At 62.2% G+C, this 23346-nt stretch carries 21 protein-coding genes and 1 pseudogene; 8 read left to right on the forward strand and 14 right to left on the reverse strand.

Going from position 1 to position 23346, the window contains the following annotated elements; translation table 11 throughout:
• Positions 1 to 37 precede the first annotated feature (37 nt).
• A pseudogene (locus BMY38_RS18760) lies at positions 38 to 286 on the forward strand (glycosyltransferase family 2 protein); the annotation flags it as partial.
• Positions 287 to 325: 39 nt separating this feature from the next.
• A complete protein-coding gene (locus BMY38_RS18500) occupies positions 326 to 991 on the forward strand; it encodes a hypothetical protein (RefSeq protein WP_245737655.1) in 666 nt (221 codons plus the stop codon).
• A gap of 359 nt (positions 992 to 1350) precedes the next feature.
• Here BMY38_RS18500 and BMY38_RS16150 read toward each other — a convergent pair whose 3' ends face one another.
• From BMY38_RS16150 to BMY38_RS16160, 3 genes are read right to left on the reverse strand one after another with little or no spacing between them, the layout of a single operon-like run.
• Positions 1351 to 3276 carry an AAA family ATPase gene (locus BMY38_RS16150; protein WP_217638825.1) on the reverse strand — a complete coding sequence of 642 codons (1926 nt, stop codon included), beginning with the start codon at positions 3274 to 3276 and terminating at the stop codon, positions 1351 to 1353.
• Positions 3277 to 3310: 34 nt separating this feature from the next.
• Positions 3311 to 4234: a glycosyltransferase family 2 protein gene (locus BMY38_RS16155; protein ID WP_092764798.1), complete on the reverse strand. Its 924-nt coding sequence runs from the start codon at positions 4232 to 4234 to the stop codon at positions 3311 to 3313.
• Entirely contained in the window at positions 4231 to 5244 is a 1014-nt protein-coding gene (locus BMY38_RS16160; protein WP_092765028.1) for a glycosyltransferase family 2 protein, read from the reverse strand. The genes BMY38_RS16155 and BMY38_RS16160 overlap by 4 nt, the downstream gene beginning before the upstream one ends.
• 340 nt (positions 5245 to 5584) lie before the next feature.
• Here BMY38_RS16160 and BMY38_RS16165 point away from each other — a divergent pair, with 340 nt between their 5' ends.
• A complete protein-coding gene (locus tag BMY38_RS16165) occupies positions 5585 to 6580 on the forward strand; it encodes a CgeB family protein (protein WP_092764800.1) in 996 nt (331 codons plus the stop codon).
• Here BMY38_RS16165 and BMY38_RS16170 read toward each other — a convergent pair.
• The 6 genes from BMY38_RS16170 to BMY38_RS16195 form a co-directional block, all read right to left on the reverse strand.
• The gene (locus tag BMY38_RS16170) at positions 6571 to 7239 is read right to left on the reverse strand and encodes a D-lyxose/D-mannose family sugar isomerase (RefSeq protein ID WP_092764802.1); all 669 of its coding nucleotides are present in this window, start codon (positions 7237 to 7239) and stop codon (positions 6571 to 6573) included. The genes BMY38_RS16165 and BMY38_RS16170 overlap by 10 nt on opposite strands.
• 214 nt (positions 7240 to 7453) lie before the next feature.
• Positions 7454 to 8161: a helix-turn-helix transcriptional regulator gene (locus BMY38_RS18315; RefSeq protein ID WP_217638826.1), complete on the reverse strand. Its 708-nt coding sequence runs from the start codon at positions 8159 to 8161 to the stop codon at positions 7454 to 7456.
• A 290-nt stretch (positions 8162 to 8451) separates the two neighbouring features.
• Positions 8452 to 9549, reverse strand: coding sequence for a mandelate racemase/muconate lactonizing enzyme family protein (locus BMY38_RS16180; protein WP_092764806.1), 1098 nt, complete (start codon positions 9547 to 9549; stop codon positions 8452 to 8454).
• Positions 9546 to 10856, reverse strand: a complete 1311-nt coding sequence (locus tag BMY38_RS16185) for a mannitol dehydrogenase family protein (protein ID WP_092764808.1) — start codon at positions 10854 to 10856, stop codon at positions 9546 to 9548. The genes BMY38_RS16180 and BMY38_RS16185 overlap by 4 nt, the downstream gene beginning before the upstream one ends.
• Complete coding sequence (uxaC, locus tag BMY38_RS16190) at positions 10853 to 12238, reverse strand: glucuronate isomerase (RefSeq protein ID WP_092764810.1); 1386 nt, start codon at positions 12236 to 12238, stop codon at positions 10853 to 10855. Before uxaC ends, BMY38_RS16185 begins: the two co-directional genes overlap by 4 nt.
• Positions 12235 to 12933 (reverse strand): GntR family transcriptional regulator, encoded by a 699-nt coding sequence (locus BMY38_RS16195; RefSeq protein ID WP_092764812.1) that lies wholly within the window; start codon positions 12931 to 12933, stop codon positions 12235 to 12237. Before BMY38_RS16195 ends, uxaC begins: the two co-directional genes overlap by 4 nt.
• A gap of 78 nt (positions 12934 to 13011) precedes the next feature.
• Here BMY38_RS16195 and BMY38_RS16200 point away from each other — a divergent pair, with 78 nt between their 5' ends.
• Genes BMY38_RS16200 through uxuA form a run of 3 tightly spaced genes read left to right on the forward strand, consistent with a single transcriptional unit; the run spans position 13012 to position 16234 of the window.
• Positions 13012 to 14040, forward strand: coding sequence for a Gfo/Idh/MocA family protein (locus tag BMY38_RS16200; protein ID WP_092764814.1), 1029 nt, complete (start codon positions 13012 to 13014; stop codon positions 14038 to 14040).
• Positions 14037 to 15038, forward strand: coding sequence for a Gfo/Idh/MocA family protein (locus BMY38_RS16205; protein ID WP_217638827.1), 1002 nt, complete (start codon positions 14037 to 14039; stop codon positions 15036 to 15038). Before BMY38_RS16200 ends, BMY38_RS16205 begins: the two co-directional genes overlap by 4 nt.
• Positions 15035 to 16234, forward strand: a complete 1200-nt coding sequence (uxuA, locus tag BMY38_RS16210; RefSeq protein WP_092764816.1) for a mannonate dehydratase — start codon at positions 15035 to 15037, stop codon at positions 16232 to 16234. Before BMY38_RS16205 ends, uxuA begins: the two co-directional genes overlap by 4 nt.
• Here the strand turns inward: uxuA and rbsK are convergent.
• From rbsK to BMY38_RS16230, 4 genes are read right to left on the reverse strand one after another with little or no spacing between them, the layout of a single operon-like run.
• On the reverse strand, positions 16231 to 17166 hold the full coding sequence (gene rbsK / locus BMY38_RS16215; protein ID WP_092764818.1) for a ribokinase: 936 nt from the start codon (positions 17164 to 17166) through the stop codon (positions 16231 to 16233). The genes uxuA and rbsK overlap by 4 nt on opposite strands.
• On the reverse strand, positions 17163 to 17621 hold the full coding sequence (locus tag BMY38_RS16220; RefSeq protein WP_092764820.1) for an RbsD/FucU family protein: 459 nt from the start codon (positions 17619 to 17621) through the stop codon (positions 17163 to 17165). The genes rbsK and BMY38_RS16220 overlap by 4 nt, the downstream gene beginning before the upstream one ends.
• Positions 17615 to 18262 (reverse strand): SGNH/GDSL hydrolase family protein, encoded by a 648-nt coding sequence (locus BMY38_RS16225; protein WP_092764822.1) that lies wholly within the window; start codon positions 18260 to 18262, stop codon positions 17615 to 17617. The genes BMY38_RS16220 and BMY38_RS16225 overlap by 7 nt, the downstream gene beginning before the upstream one ends.
• A gap of 26 nt (positions 18263 to 18288) precedes the next feature.
• On the reverse strand, positions 18289 to 19128 hold the full coding sequence (locus tag BMY38_RS16230) for a LysR family transcriptional regulator (protein WP_092764824.1): 840 nt from the start codon (positions 19126 to 19128) through the stop codon (positions 18289 to 18291).
• Between the two features lie 112 nt (positions 19129 to 19240).
• Between BMY38_RS16230 and BMY38_RS16235 the strand changes: the two genes are divergently transcribed.
• Both BMY38_RS16235 and BMY38_RS16240 read left to right on the forward strand, forming a co-directional pair.
• Positions 19241 to 20551, forward strand: coding sequence for a serine hydroxymethyltransferase (locus BMY38_RS16235; protein WP_092764826.1), 1311 nt, complete (start codon positions 19241 to 19243; stop codon positions 20549 to 20551).
• Positions 20548 to 21573, forward strand: a complete 1026-nt coding sequence (locus BMY38_RS16240; RefSeq protein ID WP_092764828.1) for an aldo/keto reductase — start codon at positions 20548 to 20550, stop codon at positions 21571 to 21573. The genes BMY38_RS16235 and BMY38_RS16240 overlap by 4 nt, the downstream gene beginning before the upstream one ends.
• A gap of 84 nt (positions 21574 to 21657) precedes the next feature.
• On the opposite strand, the gene glpD is transcribed toward BMY38_RS16240, so the two are convergent.
• Entirely contained in the window at positions 21658 to 23211 is a 1554-nt protein-coding gene (glpD, locus tag BMY38_RS16245; protein WP_092764829.1) for a glycerol-3-phosphate dehydrogenase, read from the reverse strand.
• Between the last annotated feature and the right edge of the window lie 135 nt (positions 23212 to 23346).

Below are 23346 nucleotides of genomic sequence, written 5' to 3' on the forward strand. Positions count from 1 at the left end.
CATCATGGCGAATTACAATGGTGCGGACCACCTTGCCATGGCGCTCCGGTCTGTGCTGGCTCAATCGGTCGGGCATATCGAAATTCTGCTGCTGGATGATGCTTCGAGCGACGATAGCATCAAGGTTGCGCGTGGGGTCGCGGACACCGATCCCCGCGTCCGCATTTTTGAAACGTCCCGGAATGCCGGACCCGGTGCTGCGCGAAATCGTGGCTTTGAAATGGCTACTGGCAGATGGATTGCCATTGTCGACAGTGACGACATCATTCATCCATGTCGGCTTGAACGGATGACGACCGCCGGTGATGCGCTGGAAACCGACGCCGTGGCGGACGATCTGACCTATTTCCACGACGCCAGCATTCGGCCAGCAGGCACCCTTATGGGCACGAACCGTCCGGAAAAGCCCGCTGGATTGTCAGCAACCTGTTTCGTATCGGCCGATCCGAACGCGCCGCAACTGGGTTATCTCAAACCTCTGATCCGTCGTACTGCGTTATCGGGGTTGCGCTACCGCGAAGATATCAAAATCGGCGAAGATCATGATTTATATATGCGTTTTCTCTTGAATGGTGGGCGAATGCACCTACTGCCGCAGTCCTATTACCTGTATCGTAGGCATAACAGTTCCTTGTCGTACCGAATGCATCCCGACGACGTTGCCGCAATAATCTCTGCGCAGGACGATCTGTTGAGGGATTATCCGGATCTGTCCGATGGAATGCTTGATCACATGGCGCTTCGCCGCGCCGCGTTACAACGCCCGCTGGCCTTCGAAACACTGGTGCAAGAAATTCGCGGTCGCCATTTCGGTCGCGCAATGGGGCAATTGGTCCACCGACCTTCTTTGCTGCCCCAACTTGTCAAAGTTGGCAAATCCCGTCTGGCACGCGCGCTTGTGCGGCCCAGAAATGCGTCTGCAGTCATTGCCCGCGACCCATCGGAATGGACGCTGCAAGACTGGTCTGTAATGTTGGAGAAAACGATGTGATTGTTTGTGCTGCCCACACTAAGCAACATGGCTGATCATTGTTTCTGTCTTCCTACCAAGGGATCGTTGCCCTTGGTCTTCGTTCTCGCATCGGACGGCTTCGGTTTCCGAGGCCGAACGAGCCCGCTGACAAGTGCCAGCAGAAAGTACGCGGTCTGCAGAACCACCAATACTGCGACAACACGCAGCACGATGACCCAAAATCCGGACCCAGCAAAATATGACCCGATCGCCGTCACGATGGCGGCAATCAGCATGAAACATATGAACACAGACAAACGCACCAACCTAATCCCCCAATAAGGCTGGCTCAGTCTACGCTATGTCAGGCTATCGTGCCATCGTTACGCGGTAACGCGTCAAACGAGTGTCGAATCTGCTTCGGTATAACTTTCGGGCCATCCAGGACGGGCGTATTTCGACAACTTCTGAATATCCACTCTGTTCAGAGCTACCCCGATGATTTTCTTTGCGATCTCAGACTCATGGGCAAGATACTGCGTCACGAGAGACCGGGGGGTCCTGCCCCAGTCACACACCAGAACGATCTGGTCGATATGTGCGATCATGGCCTTGGCCTCGGCCGATTTTCCCAAGGGCGGCATATCCAGAACGATACAATCGTAATGATTTCGCAGTTCCGCCATCAAAGCCCGCGCGTTCTGCTGATAGAGAATGTCCCCCGCGACCGATTGCTCGCGGTCGGGACCGGGCAACAGAATGTGCAGGTTTGTGAACGGCAGCACATGGATTGCGTCAGGCAGCGGAGCCCGGCCGCGAAGCACGTCCACAACGCCAGGACTCTCTGGAAGCCGAAGCGACGTGCTCAGGCCGGAACCCCTGATGTCCGCATCCATCAGCAAGACGCGCGCCCCCGACTTCGCCAGCATGTTGGCGTAATTCATAGCCACAGTCGTCTTGCCTTCGTCCGGCAACATCGACGTGAACGCGACGACGTTGCAAAGGCTGTCCCCAGATTCCAGTCCGATTGTGGAATGGATATTTCTCAGCGTGCCGCTGAACGTCGACTGCGGCATCAGCACGGACCAGAACAGTTCCGGCGACAGGGTCTTCGCCTCTTGCCATTCCGCCTCCATCGACGATGCGTCGGACGGAGCCGCATCGTCACCCTCTGGCGAACCGCCAGAATGGGTCTGTTCGTTCAGAACGATCGCACTGGTTTCGGGCGGCGGCCTGTCGGAAAGATTTTTCAGATCGATCCGGGGCAAATGTCCCAGAAACGACTTTCCGGTGTGGTTGTAGACCTCGGTGCTGACGCGGAAGGCCTGTTCTCGCATTTCACGCAGAACGGCGATGGCGAATCCCAGCATGAGACTAAGCAATATCGCGACCGCCAGCGTCCGGGACAGCTTGGGTAGGGCCGGGTTCTTGGGCACCGGCGACCGTGTCAGGATACGACCGTTGGTGACCGGAAACGACCCTTGGATGGACACTTCCTGATACCGGGCCGCGATCGTTTGATAGAGCGAATTCAAGGTCGATTCCCGCTGCGCCAACTGGCGCAGCTGCGCAACCTGGGTCGGGTCGCTCTGACGCAGGGCCGCGGCCTCGGCCTGAATTTCGGCGGCACGCTGTTCAAGTTCGGCCAGGCGCCGGACCATCCACTCCGCCGTCTGTTCGGTCGACTCGACGTTGGCGTTCAGGTGGTCTGCAAGATAGGCTTCTGCGTAGGTATTCACGATCTGCGACGCCAGTTCCGGATCATGGCCGATGTAGGCGATGTTGATCGAAAAACTCAGCCCGATCCGTTCGATAATGATATTGCCCTGAAGTTTCGACGCCGCGCCAAGAATGCGCGCCTCCTGCTGTTGCTCCGCAGTCAGGGTGGGCACCGGGTCTTCCGACCTGACAAGTCCCATGATTCCCGAAACGATGTTGCGCGCCAGAGAAGACGGCGGAAAAAGGAACAGATCACTGTTCTGCAAATCCGTGCGGCGCACGACCTCGGTGGCAAGCTGCAGGGATTTCAAAACCTGAATCTCATTCAGGAACGAAGTATCATTGCGCGCGAAAGGAATGCTGGCTGTGACCTGTTGATCAATCTCACTGCGCCGGTCGTCGACCAAAACGGTGGCCGAAGCATAATACTGCTTGGGCGTCGTCGCATAATGAACGAGCCCAATCAACAATCCGATCAGGACACTCACGAATAAGGGGACGGCCTGGCGCCGCGCGGAAGCCAGCACATCGCCAAGGGTCGTCGCCTCGCCTGCCGCCCGTTGCTGCAGACGTTCCGCCTCCAGATCGGCATCGCGGATTCTCAAACCGATTTCCTTCATGGCATCAAAACCGATCCGCTCATTCATGGGTCCTGGAGGTGAATTGCGGGGCATACAGTCGCAGCGGGCGGCCACCAGCCAAACCCGCAAGTGCACCGACGTGTAGCGCTCCGCGCAGGATCGCCTGATTGCGCCGATCGACGCTGAAGACCTGAACCGCAGCCGCGCCCGCACAATATAGCGCCTTTGCCGTCGTCACCGGAATCTGCCGCACTGCGCGTCGCGTTCCCGAGATCGACCAGACATGCGTCTGCCCCATTCTGAAACGGCGGCGCAGCAGCCAACCCAAGGTCGCGCGGTCCTCGGGGACGTCTTCGCGCACGACGGCCTCGGGCGCGAACGCGATCCGACCCCCATCGGCCACGACACCGGCGAAGAATGTCGAGTCCTCTCCGCCCGTCTGCCCGAGCTCAAGGTCAAACACCCGATTTTGCAGGGCAGCACCCTGTCGATCGATCAGCACGTTGCCGGTATAGCCTGTGAGGATCACACCTTCGATCCAGACGGGTGTTGTGCCGTGGATTTCCGTTCGGCGCATCCAGGCGGGTGCGGCCTTGGAATAGACCGCCTCAATCGGCCCAAGGACGACATCGACATCGTCCCGCTCCATAGCTCCCACAAGATGTACCAGCCATTCCGGCGAAGCGACCTCGTCGTCGTCTATAAACGCCAGATATCGCGCGGCACTGTGGGACAAGGCCCCGTTCCGCGCGATCGAGATGTTGCCCTGCGGACAATGCACATGACGCAGCGGGAACGGTGCGCTCTCAGCCATTGCTTCGACGTCGGCCCGCGCACTGGGCGTGTCGTCGTTGTCGATCACCAGAACCGATACCGCGAACCCCGGCGGCGGGGTCAGAGCGAAGAGCGACGCAAGGGTATTCGACACCTGCGGGCGGCGATAGGTGCAGACGCAGATCTCCAGCTGCCTGTCCCCGGTCATCGGGCCACCCGGCGAGTCTGCGGGATCAATTCGCGGATGACTTGCTGCCAGAAGCCGACCGACCATGACAAATGCATGATTATGGCAGAAACGCCGCACAGGATCAGGGTCGGGTCGCCGTCGCGGCGCGCCATGCGGATCCCCGCTGACAGGCAATAGATGACCCAGATCAGGGCCGGGATCGCAAATATCCAGTGAACCGGCGACAAAAGAGCCAGCAGTACCGCAGGAAAAACCATCATCACCTTGGTCTGACGCAAACGCGGCAGAACGCTGTGCTTCAGAAGATTTCGGGCCCGACCAGTGCCGTAGTTGAAATACTGACGACCCACCCCCCACCAAGACCGACGCGGATAATAGGTGATCGTTGTCGCGGAGGTCAGCCAGATGCGGTAGCCAGCCTGTCGCAACCGATAATCAAGTTCCGCATCCTCGTTGTGTGTGAACGTCGGATCGTATCCACCGACATCCGAAAACGCCGCGACCTTAATCAGGGCATGATGACCGTGGTCCACATAGGTGCCGGACGGCACCGACCGATGCGCAGACCCGCCATTTCCAAAGCTTGCATTCTGGGTCGCGGCATTGATCCGCTGAACCGTCTGGTCCCCTTCGGCAATCATGCTGACGACGATGCTGTCCGCGTGAACCGACCGGGCCTGCCGCATGAGAACATCGCAGAAATCGTCGGGATAGGCGCAATGCGCGTCGATCCGGATCAGGTATTCCGCCCGCCCGGCATCCTGCGCGACGGCCATATTGACTGCCACGCTCTGAATTTTCTGGGGATTGTGCATAAGCGTGACGTGGTCGTCGGAAGCCGCAATCTCTTGGACGATCTGCACCGTGCCATCCGTACTGCCACCGTCAGCGACGACAACCCGGCCGTCCAGCCGCTGCATTGCAGGTTTCAACTGACGCAACAGACGACCGATGTGCCCCGCTTCGTTCAGACAGGGGATCACAACCAAAAGGTTACCAGTGCGGTCAGATCGCGGGTCTTTCTGCATCTTGATACCTTCGGGCATGTTGAACGGGGCGAAATCAACAAGAAGCGGGACGCAAATTCGCGGGACATATTCACCTCCGGTTCTAGAACGCCAATGGGTCAGGCGCACGTCAGCTTCGAAACAGTCGGCCATTACTTGCCAAGCCAGGAGCGGATTTTGGTCATGCTTTCTCTTGTTGCCCGGAAACGCGGCAAATTGGGATGACTGGTTCGGAACATGGCTGATATTGCAGTGGGAAGATGGCGCAAGCGGGTAGCGCCAGATCCGCTAGCGAAGGCATAGATCAGCTTATCCGAATAAAATCCGCAATGTATTGCCAGTAAATTGGGGTCCAAAGGCCATGTATTATGCCTGCCTTGTCATCCAAAAAGTTAGTTTCGATCATATCACACACGTCGCACGGTTCGTTCATGCCACTCTGACGGCTAATTTCGGGGCCGACACAGCCCTCTATGTCTGCGATGAAATCGACCAGGCGGACCACCCGGACAATGCTATTGTCTTCGTGATCGGAGAAGGCTTCGCCCGACACCGTCGGCGACGTGGATGTCTCTATGTCTATCTGAACTTTTCGGTTGTCGCCGTCATGGGGAACCCCCTGCGCGTCAGCAAGGAGGGGTGGAGCGCGATCCGGCGCAAACGCCGGATGCTCATGGACAAGCTGGTCGGCTACGATCTTCTGCTCGACTATTTCGCGCCGCAGACCAGGGTTTTGCAACGACATCTGAGACTACCCGTCCTGGGTTTTGGCATCGGTGTCTCTCCGAATGTCACCGGCCCGGCGATCGCCCTGGCGGACAGACCCTACAATGTGTGTTTTGTCGGTCAGATGACGCCGCGACGATTGCGGATCATCGAGGATCTACGCCGACGGGGACTGCGCATGTCTCCGCATTCCGGCATTTCCCTTGAAGAGGTCGCGGCCCAGTCGCAGTGTTGCATCAATATCCACGCCCATCGATCGAACCATCTGGAAACGCCGCGCATCATCGGTGCACTGGCCGTCGGTACGCCTGTGGTGACCGAAAAGTGTTACGGATTGCAGGGTCTCCTCCCGTCCGATCTGGTGAAGACTGCCAAATTGATGCGGTTCGCGGAGATCACTCAGGATATCTGCTCCAACCTTGATGAATTGCAGGCGCAGCAGGCGCTTGCGCAACACTGGTACAGGCAAACTTATCTGCCGCAATGTCGACGGAACTGGTCCGATATCTGCGATCACGTAAAGTCATTGATCCCCGGAACCGCTTTGCCCCCCGTCCTTCCGGAAATTGCAGAAAAAATACCCGGTGCCACCGCAACACAAGCCGCGCCGATGTTTCTGGATCAATTGTAATCCGAGACCAGCAGATACATCGGTGCCTCATCTTCTTCTATCCGGGAGAACCGCCCGATGGGCTGCTCGAAGACATTGTCTGTCCTGTCATCGTTGACGGTGGAGACCTCTCCCACCAGACAATCGCCCCCTTCGGCCCAGAACGCGTGCCATATGCCTGGCATCAAGGTCACGCTTTCTCCAGGCTTCAGGCGCAGGTGTCCACCTGCCGATAGTGTGACAGGCATGCCGTCGCTTGGCACGGTAATATCCGAAGACCGGTCAATACCGCCGTCGGCGTCCGGGGCGAACAGTTCGATCACAAGATCGCCACCGCCGCGGTTGATGATATCCTCGGCTTTCACATTGTGCCGATGCATCGGCGACAACTGCCGGTCGCGGGTGATCATGATCTTCTCGGCATAAAGCATGCCCTTGCCGTTGTTCAGGTGCTCGACCTGTCCGTTGCGCGTTGTAAACAGGAACAGGCCCATTTCGTCGAAGCGGCCCTCGCCGTAATCGGTAATATCCCACCCCAGGCCCCGTGCATGGATGTCGGTGCCGCTGGCCGCACGCATCTTTTCGGCAGACCAGTAGGCGAAGGGCGGCAGAACAAAACCAAAGCTGCGGATAAAGGCATCACCTTCGGTCAGGATGGAATTAACGGCGGATCGTTTCATGAGAATTTCCTCGGGCTAGCGCAATTCGGCGTGCAAAATCATGGCGGGCCTATGAAAGCCTGTTGGATGCATTTGAGTGGAAAAATCATGTTGGTCCAGCCAGTGATGTCTAGTCCGACGCACAAAATTGTACCGGAACGGCAGGGACCTCACGGTGTTCCGGCGATCCGACCCTGATGATCCTGGGGCACGACCGAAGCACCCCAGATGCTTTTCAGATCATCCTGTTCATAACGGCTTTGGCCACCGCCTGATCGCGAGTTTTCGCATCCAGCCGGATGCGGGCGTTACGCAGATGCATCTCGACCGTTACTTCCGCAATTCCAAGCCGCGCGGCAATTTCCGCTACGCGCAGGCCATCCGCGACATGCGCCAGGCAATCGCGTTCCCGAACAGACAACGCGGACGGCTTCCGAACACCGGACATAAACCACAGGCTGGCGAAGGTCAGTTGCGACCAGGCCCGCCATTCGGCTTCCCGATCGGCATACAACTCACTGAACTCGCGCGCCGACAGTCGGGTCATCAGATTCCATCCGGCGCCTGCACCGTCAATGCCGGGGATCGACGTTATGGACACGCCAGTAGAAATTCCAAGAGCGGCGCTTCCAATTGCGATCTCTTCCTGCTCCGGAAGGGTCAGGTAATCGTGCGCCGCCAGATGTCCAACTCCGGTAAGCACCGCTTCGACACGGGACAGGCAGACGCGTGCAAAGGGATCACGTCCGCATTGAACAGAAGATTGGTACGTGCGTGTCCAGTGATCGTCGGCTGTGCTGCGGACGCGGACCGCATTCGGATTGGTAGCATCGACGAAGATCGCTGCATCGATGTCCAGATCGGGCAGGACCGACACGGCGACATCCCACACCTGATCCGCACCGATACAACCCTGAAGCCGATCCGCCATTTGCCGTAACATGAAACGTCCCCAATACAGTCAAACCCGAACGACGTTCGCCGCCTCGGATGGTGACAGATAATTTAAGTTGTCCGATTGAAACGTCAAACTTATGTATTTTATATTAATTTTCGGTTTTATGATCCGATGGCCGTCTGGGTGGCGGGCAAGCCACAAGGATCGATATCGTACGATCGGCGACGGCCTCTGCGACCTCGCACCGCTGACTTTTTTGCCGTCGATATTGCTCATCTGCTTGATGATGATCCAGGTTTATGACGACGCTGTAACCCATCGGCATGTCTTGACGCCTAACGACCGAGAATATTCGCCGCGTCCAGTTTCGCCCAGTCGAAGGCCACACCGATGCCCGGTGTATCCGGGGCGATGGCACGCGCGTTTTCGACCACAAGGGGGCGCATCGTATATGTGTCGATCGGAAAGGAATGCACTTCGATCCAGCCCGCATTGGAACGCGCCGAGACCAGCGATACATGCAACTCCTGCATGCCGTGGCTGCACGCCGGGATGCTGTGCGCCTGTGACAGTTCGGCGACTTGAAGCCAGCCCGTTATACCACCGCAATTCGACGCGTCGGGCTGGATATACGACAGCTTGGCCTGATCGAAAGCGTAGCCGAATTCGTGAATCGTGTGCAGGTTCTCACCCATCGCCAGCGGCATTCCCGTTGCCTCCGCGATGCGGGCGTATCCGGCGTAGTCGTCGGGAATTGTCGGCTCCTCGAACCAAAGCAAGTCATATGGCGCGAAAGCCTGCGCCGCTGCGATCGCCTCGTCGACTGTCATCGAATAATTCGCATCGACCATGAATGCCACGTCCGGACCGATCAGGTCGCGGACGGCGGCGATACGCTCGACATCTTCAGCAAGCGTCGGTTGCCCGATCTTGATCTTAACTCCGTCGAAACCGCGTGACAGATAGCCTCGCACACTGTCCAGCAGCTTGGGCAGTGAAAAGCCCAGGTCTATTCCGCCGCAATAGGCGCGACAGGTCCGCCCCGCCCCGCCCGCCATCTGCCACAGCGGCTGACCCGTCCGCTTGCCGCGCAGATCCCACAGCGCGATATCGACCGCCGAAATCGCGAACGACGCAATGCCACCGCGTCCGACATAATGCACATGCCACTGCATCGCATCATACAGATCCTCGACATCCGCCGGGTTCTTGCCGGTCAGAAAGGGCGCCAGATCATGTTCGATCATCGCGGCAATCGCATGCCCCCCCTTGCCGCCGGTATAGGTATATCCCGTGCCTTCCGATCCGTCCGTCAGCCGCACGGTAGCGGTGACAAGCTCGAAGAAATGATGATCGCCATGCTTGGCATCCACCAGCACTTCGGCCAGCGGAATATGGAAAAGGCGCACTTCGATGGAGTCGATGGTTGTCATATGGCCGTTCCCTTTATGTCTTGATCCGTTGTTCCTCGCAGCGAAGCACGAACAAGTTCCATTTCTACCTCGGGCAAACCTATCCCTATCACGTTCAGCAACGCCGAAACGGGGTCGCCCTCGCCTGCCGCCTTGGCCAAACGCTCCGCCATCGGATCGTCCAATACAGTGCCGTCCTGCCCGATCACGAAGCGGCACCATTCTGCCAGGGCAAAGACATGCGGGCCGGTATCGCCACCTGTCGCCGCCAGTTCGGACAGCACAGCTCCGATCCGCACCGGCATCTTCTGCGAACCGTCCATCGCGATCTGCGCCAGCGCGTGCTGCAATGCCGGGTTGTCGAAGCGCACAATCAATGCCTCGCCATAGATGCGCAACTCATCCTCGCCGACACCCTGCAACGTGCCTGCTGCTGCCTGCATCAATGCCCGACACCGCCTTCGCAGGTCGGGGTCCGCAACCGCCTCGTGGACATGCACGAAACCACGGTTCAGCCCGGCATAGGCCAGCATCGAATGCGCCCCGTTCAACATCCGCAGCTTGCGCGCCTCGAACGGGGCGACGTCCGCGACCAGCCGTGCACCCGCAGTCTCCCAGGCCGGGCGCGGCCCTGCAAAATCATCGGCGATCACCCATTCCGAAAAGCCTTCGGTGACAACCGGCGCGGCGTACGGCAAATCTATCGCGGCAACACGATCCGAAAGGTCGTCCGGCGCGCGCGGCGTGATCCGGTCGACCATCGTATCGGGGAATGTGGCCTCTGACAGGGTCAGACCCAGCCCCGCCGCCTGCGCGAAATCCATCACGGCGGTTCGCAGCTTGGCGCCGTTGCCGCTCAGATTATCGCAACTTATCACGCTGATCGGTCCGGCCATATCGATTTGCCGTCGCATCAGACCCCGCGCCAGATACCCGACGAGTGTTCGTGGCAGGTCGGTGTCCAGATCCGCAGCCACCTCTGGATCCGACAGATTCAACCGCCCGTTCGCATTCAGATGATAGCCCTTCTCGGTCACCGTCACGGTGACCACCTGCACCGATCCGTCGGCAAGTGTATCGAGCACTGCATCGGGGTTCTCCGGCGCGACCAGAATGTCGTCCAGCACAGTCATCCGCTCCATCCGCTCCCCATCGGCATCGCGAATGACCAGCGTATAATCGAACGCCTGTCCCGCCAGCGCATCCCGTGTTTCGGCACTTTTCAACGACACACCCGTTATCGTCCAACCGCCCGCCTGCTGGGTAAAGATTGCCTGGTGCGCCCGATGAAAATTACCTGGCCCGAAATGCAGGATGCGACCTGTCACGCCGCGTCCAACCGATAGGCATCGACCGCCGCATCATGGGCCAGCCAACGCCCGATCCGCGCGGCATCGTCCCGACCCATAAGACCGCGATCGCATTGTTCGGCCAGGTGCAGCGCGACACCCCGCCGCCACAGGTCATGTCGTGCCGGGATCGACAGGAATGCCCGAGTATCGTCATTGAACCCTGCCAGGTTCCAATATCCCGCCGTTTCCACGACTTGATCCAGATAACGGGCAATGCCGTTGGCGCTGTCGTGGAACCACCATGGCGGGCCCAACCGCAACGCAGGCCAGTGCCCGGCCATCGGGGCCAGTTCGCGCGCATATGTCGTCTCGTCCAGTGTAAAGGCCAGCAGGCGCATCCGACTGTCGTTCCCGACCCGGTTCAGCAGTGCGTCCAATCCCCCGACCCAATCGGTCCGACGCGGAATGTCGGCGCCCATGTCCTTGCCGAAGCCGTCGAGCAACGCCTGATTGGTCGACCGCTGAGACCCGGCGTGTATCTGCATCACCAATCCGTCGTCACACGACATCTGCGCCATCTCGATCAGCATGTGACCGTGCAGGCGGTCCTGTTCCCGTGCCGTCAGCGACCCCTTGATGGCTCCCGCAAATAATCGCCCGGCGGTCGCATGATCCAGCCATTCGGTCCTGAGTTCCGTCACCGCGTGATCGGTTGCCGTCGCGCCCAACTTGCGAAACATCTCGCGCCGCACCCGCAGCGCATCAAGGTATCCGGCAAAACTTTCGCTATCCTGACCCGTAAGTTCGCCCAGCCGCTCAATGTCACGGGCATAATCCGGGGCCGCCGGGTCCAGCACGGCGTCCGGTCTGAACGTCGGAATCACCCGTCCGGTCCAGCCGCTTCCTGCAATGGCCCGATGCGCCCGGAGGTCGTCCAAAGCGCCGTCCGTCGTCGCCAGCGTCGAGATGCCAAACCGCTCGAACAAGGCGCGCGGGCGAAACTCAGGGGTCTGGAGCGCCGCGTCTATATGGTCGTAGATGGCGGATGCGGTTTCGGGCGTCAGAGGCATGTCGATGCCGAAGACGTCGCGAAACGTCGCATCCAGCCACAGGTGCGAGGGCGTGCCGAGAAACTTGTGCCAATGCGCCGCCAGGATGTCGAAGACCGCGCGTGGATCCCGGCCTGCACCAGCCCCCAGCCCCAGATCCTCCAGCGCAACGCCCTGGCTGTAGAGCATCCGAAAAACATAATGATCCGGCTTGATCAGCAAAGCGGCGGGATCGGGAAAGGCCGCGTTTTCGGCAAACCAGACCGGATCGGTGTGCCCGTGCGGCGAAACGATGGGCAGGTCTGCCATCTGTGCATGCAAGTCTTTGGCCAGGCCCTTCAGGCGCAGCTCTGCCATGGTCCCGGTCATCGCCGTCTCCCCCTGGTGAAATAATCGGAATGCCGTGCGGCAAGATCGTCCAGCACATCCAGAACCGACCTCAGGTGCGCACGCATCGTGGCCTCGGCTGTTCTTGCGTCGCCAGAGCGGATGGCCTGCGTGATGGCACGATGCTCGTCCAGAAGTACGCCCAATCGCCTGCCATCGCGCAGGGACAAAACGCGTAGCCGGTCCAGTTGGGCCTTTTCCTGCATCAGCACGACGGCAGGTCGTTTCAGTCCCGTTGCCTCGGCCAGCAAACGATGAAACGCATCGTCCAGCGCCTGAAATGTCATATCGTCGGCGCATGCGATGGCATCAGCCTGCGCCTGAAGATTGGCATCGACCGTATCCGGCAGATCGGCTTGTGTCAGTCGCATGACATTCGCCACTTCCAGCGCTTCGCGCAGAAACTGCGCCTCGCGAATACGTGCGGCGTCCAAAGGCGTGACATAGGTGCCGCGACTGGGCCGTGTCTCGACCAGCCCCAATTCACGCAGACGCATCAAAGCCTCCCGCACCGGGGTTCGGCTGGCCCCTAGCACCGTGCCCAGGTCCGCTTCTGACAACACCTGTCCCGGTACGAAATCCATCCGCAGGATCGCGCCGCGCAACGCATCGAAGATTTGCGGGCCGGCGGGACGGGCCGGGTCGATCGGGCGCAGGATAAGGGGGGCGGACAGCATTATTAACCTGTATACCGGCATCCCGATCCTTTACAACCTCCCGATCCGGTCCTACCCACGACGCCGGAGGAGACTAAGATGAAAGCAGCCCTGATCGGCCTCGGCATGGTCGCTGAAACCCATGTCCGCGCCATCGCCGATGCGGCGGGCGTCACACTGGCGGGCGTGATGTCCCGCGATGCGACCCGCGCTCAGGCCTTCGCCAACCGCATGGCCTCTGTCATTGGAACCGCGCCGCATGTCTTCCCCGATCTTGCCGCCATTGCTGCGTCTGACGTCGATTTCGTCATTCTCTGCACGCCGCCCGACTCCCGCGCCGATATCGTCGCCACGCTGGTCGCTGCGGGAAAACCCATCTTGATGGAAAAACCTGTCGAGCGGACGGCGAAAGCGGCCCGCGCCATCGTCGATATCTGCGCGGCGGCAGGTGTGCCTCTGGGCGTCGTGTTCCAGCACCGGTTCCGACCCGACGCGATGGCCCTGCACGACCTGCTTGCGTCGGATGGCCTTGGCACGCTCGCTGCGGTGCAGATCGACCTGCCGTGGTGGAGGCCACAATCTTATTACGACGAGCCGGGACGCGGCACCTATGCTCGCGACGGCGGCGGCGTGTTGATCACCCAGGCGATCCACATCCTGGATCTGGCGTTGACCTTCACTGGTCCGGTATCGCGCGTGCAGGCGATGGCCCGCACGACAGCCCTGCACCGGATGGAGGGGGAAGATTTCGTGACCGCCGGTCTGGACTATGCTTCGGGCGCGGTCGGGTCGCTGGTCGCAACCACGGCCAGCCGTCCGGGCGGCGGCGATTGCATCACCCTGCATTGCGCGAACGGCAGTGCGCGCCTGGTTCACGGGCGGCTGACGATCGACTGGGCCGACGGCACGACCGAGAATATCGGCCTTTCGTCCGAGACCGGTGGCGGTGCTGATCCGATGGCGTTCGGCCACGCCTGGCATCAGGCTGCGATCGAGGATTTCGCCGCCGCCCTGCGCGACGGTCGCAACCCAACCAGCACCGGTGCGGAAGCCCTGCGCATCCATGTCCTGATCGAAGCGATCATCCGGTCCTCGACCGAAGGTCGCGCCGTGGAGATTGCCCCATGATCCGCTTCGCCGCACTTGGCATCGACCATCGGCACATCTTCGGAATGGCCGCCAACCTGCTGGCGGAGGGTGCTGATTTCGCGGGCTACTGGACCGATGGCACGCCGGAGACGCTGGCCGGATTCACCAAACGTTTTCCAAATGTCTCCCGCTGCGACAAAGCCGCCCTGCTGGCCGACCCTGATATCGACCTGATCCTGATCTCCGCCGTTCCCGCCGACCGCGCCGATCTGGCCATCGCGGCGATGCGCTCGGGAAAGGACGTCATGAGCGACAAGCCGGGCTGCACCACTCTGGCACAGCTCGACGCGATCCGGGCCGCGCAGGAGGAGACCGGGCGCATCTGGTCCATCGATTTTTCCGAACGGTTCGAGGTGCCCGCCATGACCCGCGCCGCCGAACTGGTGGCCGAAGGCGCAATCGGGCGCGTCGTCCAGACCACCGGCCTCGGTCCGCATCGCCTGAATGCGGCCACCCGACCCGACTGGTTTTTCGATCGGGCACGATACGGCGGCATCCTGACCGATATCGGCAGCCACCAGATTGACCAGTTCCTGTTCCTGACCGGCAGTACGGACGCCACGGTCCTCCGGGCCTACGTCGCCAATTATGCCAATCCGATCCACCCCGGCTTGCAGGATTTCGGCGAAATTGTCCTGCAATCGGGTGACGCGCATGGCTATATTCGCGTCGACTGGTACACGCCCGACGCCCTGCCGACCTGGGGCGACGGGCGGCTGACGATCCTCGGGACCGAAGGATATATCGAGCTGCGAAAATATATCGACGTCGGTGGCACGAAGGGCACCGACCACCTGATCCTGGTGAATGGCGCGCGCTGCGAAAAGGTCGACGCATCAGACGCGGGCCTGCCGTATTTCGCGCGACTTATTGACGACATCCGGAACCGAACAGAGACCGCAATGCCGCAGGCCCATACCTACAAAGCGATGGAACTGGCGATTCGCGCGCAGATGCTGGCGGAGGGCACGACATGAAACAGACCTGGCGCTGGTTCGGCCCCCACGACGCGGTCACCACCGACGATATGTTGCAATCGGGCGTCGAGGGCGTGGTCACCGCCCTGTATCATATCCCACCGGCCACTGTTTGGTCCGTCTCCGAAATCGAGACCCGCCAAAAGGCCATCGCCACGCGCGTCGACGGCACCCCCTCCGGCCTGACATGGGATGTTGTCGAAAGCCTGCCGGTGTCCGAGGCGATCAAGACGCAAAGCGCTGACATGGCCGCGCATCTGGACGCCTATCGCATTTCCCTGCACAACATCGCGGCCTGCGGGATTGAGGTGATCTGCTACAACTTCATGCCGGTGCTCGACTGGACCCGCACCGACCTGCGCCGCCCCATGCCTCATGGCGGCAACGCCATGTCCTTCGACCTGATTGACTTTGCCGCCTTCGATCTGGGCATTCTGGGGCGGGACGGGGCGGCGGAGGATTATTCCGAAACGCTGGTCCACGCTGCGCATGACAGGCTTTCCGGGATGGACGATGCGGCCCGTCGCACCCTGACTGACAATATCGTCGCGGGCTTGCCCGGCGCGAACGACGCCTGGACGCTGGAAGAGGTGCGGCGCCATCTGGCCACTTACGCCGACATCGACGCGGGCCGCCTGCGCGCGAACCTGATCGACTTTCTGGCCGAGGTCGCGCCCTTGGCGCAGGAATTGGGACTGCGCCTGTGCTGCCACCCGGATGACCCGCCATTTCCCCTGCTGGGCCTGCCGCGCGTCATGTCGACCCAGTCTGATTACGCGCAGGTCACTCAGGCCGTCGACTTGGCCGCGAACGGCGTCACCTTCTGCACCGGCAGCCTTGGAGTCGACCCCGACTTCGATCCGGTCGCCTTCATCGAAACCCTTGGCCCGCGCATCCATTTCGCCCACCTGCGTAACACCACCCGCGACGGCTTCTCCGACGAGCGGCGCTGCAGTTTCCACGAGGCCCTGCATCTGGAGGGCGACACCGACATGGTCGCCACCCTGCGCAGCCTTCTGGCCGAGGAATCGTGTCGCCGCGACGCTGGACGCAACGATCATTCGATCCCGATGCGACCCGACCATGGCCAGCAGATCCTGTCCGATCTGACCCGCGACAGCGCCCCCGGATATCCGCTGATCGGGCGGATGCGGGGCCTTGCGGAGTTGCGGGGGATCATCGCGGCCCTGAGCTAAGCCGAACCCATAGGCGAGAGCGCCAGCAAATCGTCGATTTCCGCCCGCGTCGGCATCGACGCCGCCGCACCGGGCCGCGTTACCGACAGCCCCGCGCAAGCGCACCCGAACCGCGCTGCATCGACCGGATCGCGCCCTTCGGCCAGGGCGGTGGCGAAGGCCCCGTTGAAGGCGTCGCCGGCACCCGTCGTCTCGACCACCGGGCCGGCAGTGACTGCCGGGATAGACACCGACCGTTCGGCGTCGTGATAGAGCACACCCTGCGCCCCCAGCGTCACGATCACGGCGTGCGCCACGCCAAGCCTCAGCAAGGCATCCGCCGCGGCGCGGGCCGAGGATAGATCGGTGACAGCGATGCCCGACAATGCCTGCGCTTCTGTCTCGTTGGGCGTGATGTAATCGCAGAGCGCCAGCATCCCGTCGGGCAGCGTTGCCGCCGGAGCCGGGTTCAGAATGGTCGTCACATCCGCGCGCCGCGCGATCTGCATGCCGCATATCGCGGCGTCCATCGGCTGTTCCAGCTGCGTGACGAAAACCGCGGATCCGGCGATCACATCCGCCTGCGCTTCGACGTCGGCGGGCGTGATGCCCCCGGCGGCACCGGGTGCCACGATGATGGCGTTGTCTCCGGACCCGGTCTCGATGAAAATCATCGCTGCGCCCGTCGGCTCGTCGCATTGGATGATTGCCGGCGTGACGCCCGCTTCGGACCAGACGGACAAGGCCATATCGGCGAAAGCATCGCGTCCCAGCCGTGCGATGAAATGGACGTCCGCCCCGGCGCGCCCGGCAGCGACCGCCTGATTTGACCCCTTCCCCCCCGGTCCGAGGGTAAAGGAACGGCCTAGGATCGTCTCGCCCATCTCCGGCTGGCGGTCCGCCGTAAAGGTCGTGTCGGCGACAAAAACGCCAAGGATTGCGACGCCGCTCATGTGACGGCTCCGTCCGGTCCGACCACGCCCTTGCGCAGCATGATACAGCCATAGGGCCGCCTCTCGCCGGTCTGGATTACAGCAAAGGCGCGCGCGGCCAGATCGTAGAACGCGAACCGCTCGACGCCCACCATCTGTCGCGTCTCGCCCGTCGCGGCGATTGCCTCCTGCGCCTCTGCCTGGACGGACGGGATCGTGACCGGATCGCCCACCACTTCCATCCGGGCGGCAAAATCCTCGACAAATGTGTCCATCGGAAAGACCGACAACACCGCTTCGGCCACCTGACGGGTGTCCAGGTTCTCCATCCGCAGCATCTTGCCCCGCGTCGTCTGCCGCGCAATCGTCTCGGCCGGAAAATTCGTGTCGCACAGGATCAGCATGTCCCCGTGCCCCATCGCGCGCAGCGCATACAGGACGTCGGCATTCAAAGCCGGATGTATCCCGATCAGCATGGTGTTCCCTCCTGCAACATCGACCTGACCGCCTCGGCCAGGGCCAGGCCCAGCGCCTGTTGCGCCGCAACCCCCATATGTACACCGTCCAGCCCATCGACCTCCGCCACGCGGCCCGCGTCGAAGAACGCACAGCCCAGCCGATCCGCCTCGTCGCGCAGGGCCGGCGCGATTGCCCGCGACCGGACGCGCCCGCCCTGGAACATTTCGGCCAATATGCCCGCTTCCTCGACCGGAACCGGAGCGACGAGCATCACGCGCGGCGCCGCGCCGCCCGGTCCGGCATTCGATGCCTGAACCACCTGCGCCAGCTTGCCCACACCCGCAGCGATATCCCAGCCGCGCAGCCCAAACCGTGCCTTGCAGTCGTTCGTGCCCAGCATGACGATGACCAGATCGAGCGGACGGTGGCTTTCAAGTATTGCAGGCAGCGCCCGCATTCCGTTCTTGTGCACCCCGTCGATCGGATCGTCATGAACCGTCGTTCTCCCCGGATGGCCTTCGCTTATCACTTCGATTTCGAGCGCGCGCGCCGCCACATCGGGCCAGCGCGCCGCTTTCGGGTGCCGCGCGACCCCGCCCAGTTCGGCCAACGGCATCGTGCCGTGACTGTTGCTGTCGCCAAACACCAATATTGCCATCGCACACGCCCCTTTGGATCGGCAGGCTAGCTTCCACTGTCAGCGTCTGCAATCCACGTGGTAAGCAGGCGTGCAACCCGCCGTGCCGCAGTGGAGCCACGGCGAACGGTGACCTGCATGCCCTCGGCCATGGGGACACGCCCGCCAACCTCGACCAGTTTGCCATTGGCAAGTGCCGATCCGACAAGCGAAAGCCGCCCCATCAGAACGCCGCGCCCGGATTGGGCATCCTCGACGGCAAGGGCATAGAGCGAATGAACCGGCCCGGCCCCGCGACCGGGCAGCGCCTCACCCGGCAGCGCGCGGTGCCATGTCGTCCAGTCTCCGACCCAGGTCGCGTCCGACAGGCGTGGTCCATCGGTCCACCCGGGGCCCGCGACCGGCACCAGCCAATCGCGCCCGCCCGAACCGATGAACAGCGTCAGGTCGGTGGCGTCACGCCGGGTATCGGGCGGGGCCTCCATCGCCGTGATCGACACCGCCAGCCCCGGCATCGTCGCCTCGAGCGCGGCCAGACGCGGACGCAGCCACAGTTGCGCGATTGACGGAAGCGTTCCAATGGTCAGCGACAAGGGCGATGCTTCCTGTCGCAGTGCGGTCTGGGCGACCTCCAGCGCGTCGAAGGCTGCGGTCAGCTTCGGCAGGACGCGCACGCCCGCTTCGGTCAGAACGACACCGCGCACTTCTCGCGAGAAAAGGGTCAGGCCAAGTCGTGCTTCCAGACCCTTGATATGGGCGGTGATGGCCGCGGGCGTCACGCCCAATTCCGCCGCGGCCGGGGCGAAACCGCCCAACCGGCCAGCCGCCTCCAACGCGCGCAAGGCCGTCATCGGCAGGTCGGGGGCGCGGGCGGGACGAAGTGCCATGCTATGCCTTCAGTTTTTCTGACCCTCAGTTTCACGAAACCTGAATTGACCGCAACCGCCGATCCTCGCGATATGCCGTCAGCTTCGAAACGCCGTCTGATGGAGACCTCCCATGACCGATCTCGCCCGCCGCCCCTGGTTGCCCGCTGCCGCGCAGAGACGGATCGATGCCCTGCCCCTGCCTGCCGATCCCGTCACCCGGATCGAGGATTTGGCCCATGCCGCCTGCACCACGCACGACCGAACCGCCTTTAACCTGAACCCCGCCACAAACGTGATGAACCCGCGCGCCGAGGCCTTGCTGTCCTCGGGCATCGGCAGCCGCCCGTCACTGGGGTATCCGGGCGATAAATACGAAATGGGCCTGAGCGAGATCGAGGAGATCGAAACGATCACCCACCGCCTCGCCTGCGCGGTCTTCGATGCGGATTATGCCGAGGCGCGGGTACCGTCGGGGGCCATCGCCAACCTGATGGTGTTCATGGCGCTGGCCAAACCGGGCGACGCGATCATCGTCCCGCCTGCCAGCATCGGCGGCCACGTCACCCACCACGGCGCCGGGTGCGCAGGGCTGTTCGGCCTGACGATCCACGAAGCTCCGGTCGACGCCGACGGCTATACCGTAGACGTTGCCGGATTGCGCGCCCTGGCCAAACAGGTCCGCCCGCGTATCATCACGCTGGGTCAGTCGCTGAACCTGTTCCCGCATCCGGTGGCCGACGTGCGCGCCATTGCCGATGCCGTGGGCGCACATCTGATGTTCGACGCCGCCCACCAGTGCGGGATGATCGCAGGCGGGGCCTGGCCGAACCCGATCGGACAGGGCGCGCATGTCATGACCATGAGCACCTATAAATCTCTGGGCGGGCCCGCCGGAGGTCTGATCGTGACAAACGACGCAGACGTGGCGCAACGGCTGGAGGCTGTGGCCTTTCCGGGTCTGACCGCAAATTTCGACGTCTCCAAGACCGCGGCCCTGGGTGTCACGCTGCAGGATTGGCGCGATCACGGGGCGGAGTATGCGACGGCAATGATCGACCTGGCCCAAGCCTTGGCGCAGGCTGCCATGGCCGAAGGGCTGCCGGTCTATGCCGCCGACCGCGGTGCCACGCAAAGCCACCAGTTCGCCCTCGACGCGCGCCAGCTCGGCGGTGGCCAGACCGCCGCGCGGCGGCTGGAACGCGCGGGTTTCCTGACCTGCGGCATCGGCCTTCCTATCCAGGCAGTTCCGGGCGACATGAATGGTCTGCGCATCGGCACACCCGAACTTGCGCGGCGCGGCGTGACATCCGCCGACGCTCCGTTGATAATGAACTTTCTGGCCCGCGCCCTGCGGGACGATCCTGATACGCTCGCTGCCGAAGTCGCCGCCTTTCGCGCGCGCTTCGACAAGATCCTGTTCTGCAACCGAGGCCCTTCATGACCCTTCCGACACGACACTGGGACCGCCTGGACAACGGCGGCCTGACCTTTACCGAGCTGGGCTTCGGTTCCGCACCGCTGGGCAATCTGTATCGCGCGATCAGCGACGACGCGGCCCAGGCGACATTGCAGTCGGCCTGGGACGGTGGCGTGCGCTATTTCGACACCGCGCCGCTTTATGGACTTGGGCTGTCCGAGACGCGGCTCAATCGTTTCCTGCGCGACAAGCCGCGCGACGAATACATCCTGTCGACCAAGATCGGTCGTCTTCTGAAACCCGCGACCCAGACCACCCGCGACGGCATCGGCAAATGGTTCGAAGTACCCGCGCGCAACGAGGTCTATGACTTCAGCTATGACGGCGTGATGCGGTCGGTTGAGTTTTCGCTGGAACGACTGGGCATCGACCGCATCGACATGCTGTTCGCCCATGACATCGACGTCCCGAACCAGGGCTCGCGCGCCAACGTCGACGCCAAGGTCGACCAGCTTATGGCAGGCGGATATCACGCACTGGAACGGATGCGGCTAGACGGCACCATCAAGGCCTTCGGCGCGGGCGTGAACGAATGGGAAGTCTGCGAGACGCTGCTGAAACGCGGCGACTTCGACATCTTCCTGATGGCCGGTCGCTATACCTTGCTGGAGCAGGAGGCGCTGACGTCTTTCCTGCCGCTCTGCGAGGAACGCGGTGTCGGCATCGTGACCGGCGGGCCGTATAATTCAGGCATCCTTGCCACCGGCCCGGTGCCCGGCGCGTATTACAACTATGAGCCCGCCACTCCGGATATCCTCGACCGCGTCACCCGGATCGAAACCGTCTGCAAGGCCCATGACACCCGCCTGATCGACGCGGCTTTCCAGTTCCCGCTGCTGCATCCGTCCACGGTCTCGGTCATTCCGGGCGGTCAGGGTCTGACTGAATCCGAGGGCAACCTGCAAGCGGCCAAGGCACGGATTCCGGCTGGCCTGTGGGCCGACCTGAAGACGGAAGGCCTGATCCGGCAGGACGCCCCGGTCTGAGTTACGGCGAACCGGCGTCCGGTTTCTGCGGTTGCGATGCCATGCTGGCGGGGGTGACCCAGCGGGTTCTGCGAACCGTCGCGATCAGGTGGACGGCCCGCGCGCCGCAATGAAGGCCTGCAACGTCGTGACCTGCGCCGCGTCCATCCGCAGCCCCAGCTTGGTGCGCCGCCACAACACGTCGTCTGCCGTCCGCGCCCACTCCCGGTCCATCTGCCAGACGACTTCCGCTTCGGTCAAAGTATGCCCGAAGTCCTGCCCCAGATCATCCGTCGTTTTCGCATCCCCCAGAACCTGCGCCGCCTGCGTCCCGTAGGCCCGCACCAGCCGCAGCGCCCAGTGATCGGTCAGGAACGGATAGAGCGCACGCAGCTTGCCAACCTGCGCCATCTGCCCGTCCACCGGAAAGTCGCCACCGGGCAGCGGCGCGTCATGGGTCCAGGGTCCGGTGACGTTCAGATGCTCGCCGATCTTCACCATCGCCGCATTGGCCAGCTTGCGGAAAGTCGTGATCTTGCCACCGAAGATGTTCAGCACCGGCGCGCCCGTCGCATCTACCTTCAAAACGTAATCCCGCGTCGCCGCCGTCGCCGAGGTCGCACCGTCGTCATACAGCGGGCGCACCCCGGAATAGGTCCAGACCACATCGGCATCGGTCAGATCGCGTTTGAAATAGCCATTCGCGAAATCCAGCAGATAGGCCTGTTCCTCGGGCGTGCAGACGGGCTTGACGTCAGGGTCCATGTGCTCGGCATCGGTCGTGCCGATCAGCGTATAGTCATATTCATAGGGGATCGCGAAGATGATCCGCCCGTCCTTGCCTTGGAAGAAATAGCATTTGTCATGATCATAAAGCCGCTTGGTCACGATGTGCGACCCGCGCACCAGCCGCACGCCTTCTGTCGCATTCGACCGCACCACACCTGCAATCACCTCACCGACCCAGGGCCCGGCGGCGTTCACCAGCATCCTGGCGCGCACCTTGCCCGCGCGTTCGCCGTTCAGCGTGACGACCCATTCATCGCCGTCCCGCTCAGCACGGGTGACGCGGGTGCGCACGGCGATATCGGCCCCCCGGTTGGCCGCATCGCGGGCGTTCAGAACGACCAGCCGCGAATCCTCGACCCAACCGTCGGAGTATTCGAACGCCTTGATGAACCGATCTTCCAGCGGCGCGCCCTCGGGCGTATCGACCAGCGAAATCGTCGTCGTCCCCGGCAGAAGGCTGGACCGACCCAGATTGTCGTACATCGCCAGCCCCGCCCGGATCAGCCAGTCCGGCCTGCGTCCGCGCAGCCACGGCATCACTATGCCCAGCAGAGTGGAGGTGGGAGTACCGCCCTCGAACCGCATGTCCGACGACAGGGGCAGCACGAACCGCAGCGGCCAACTGATATGTGGCATGTTGCGGATCAGGATATCGCGTTCGCGCAGCGCCTCGCGGACCAGCCTCATCTCCCAGTATTCGAGGTATCGCAGACCGCCGTGGAACAGCTTGGTCGAAGAACTGGACGTCGCGCCCGCAAGGTCGCCCATCTCGGCCAGACCGACCGACAACCCCCGGCCCGCCGCATCGCGCGCGATCCCGCACCCGTTGATGCCGCCGCCGATGATGAAAAGATCGTAGGACTCGCGCATGGGATTCCTTCGAAAGCGAACTTGAACGAACGTCTAGACGGAACCAACCACGCCATCAACGCCAGCCCCGGTCGCGACCGATCATCCGTCATCTCGGACGGCTATGCAAAGCGCTTGCACAGGCGTAGCAGACGG

The sequence above is a fragment of the Jannaschia helgolandensis genome (assembly GCF_900109285.1).
Classification (GTDB): domain Bacteria; phylum Pseudomonadota; class Alphaproteobacteria; order Rhodobacterales; family Rhodobacteraceae; genus Jannaschia; species Jannaschia helgolandensis.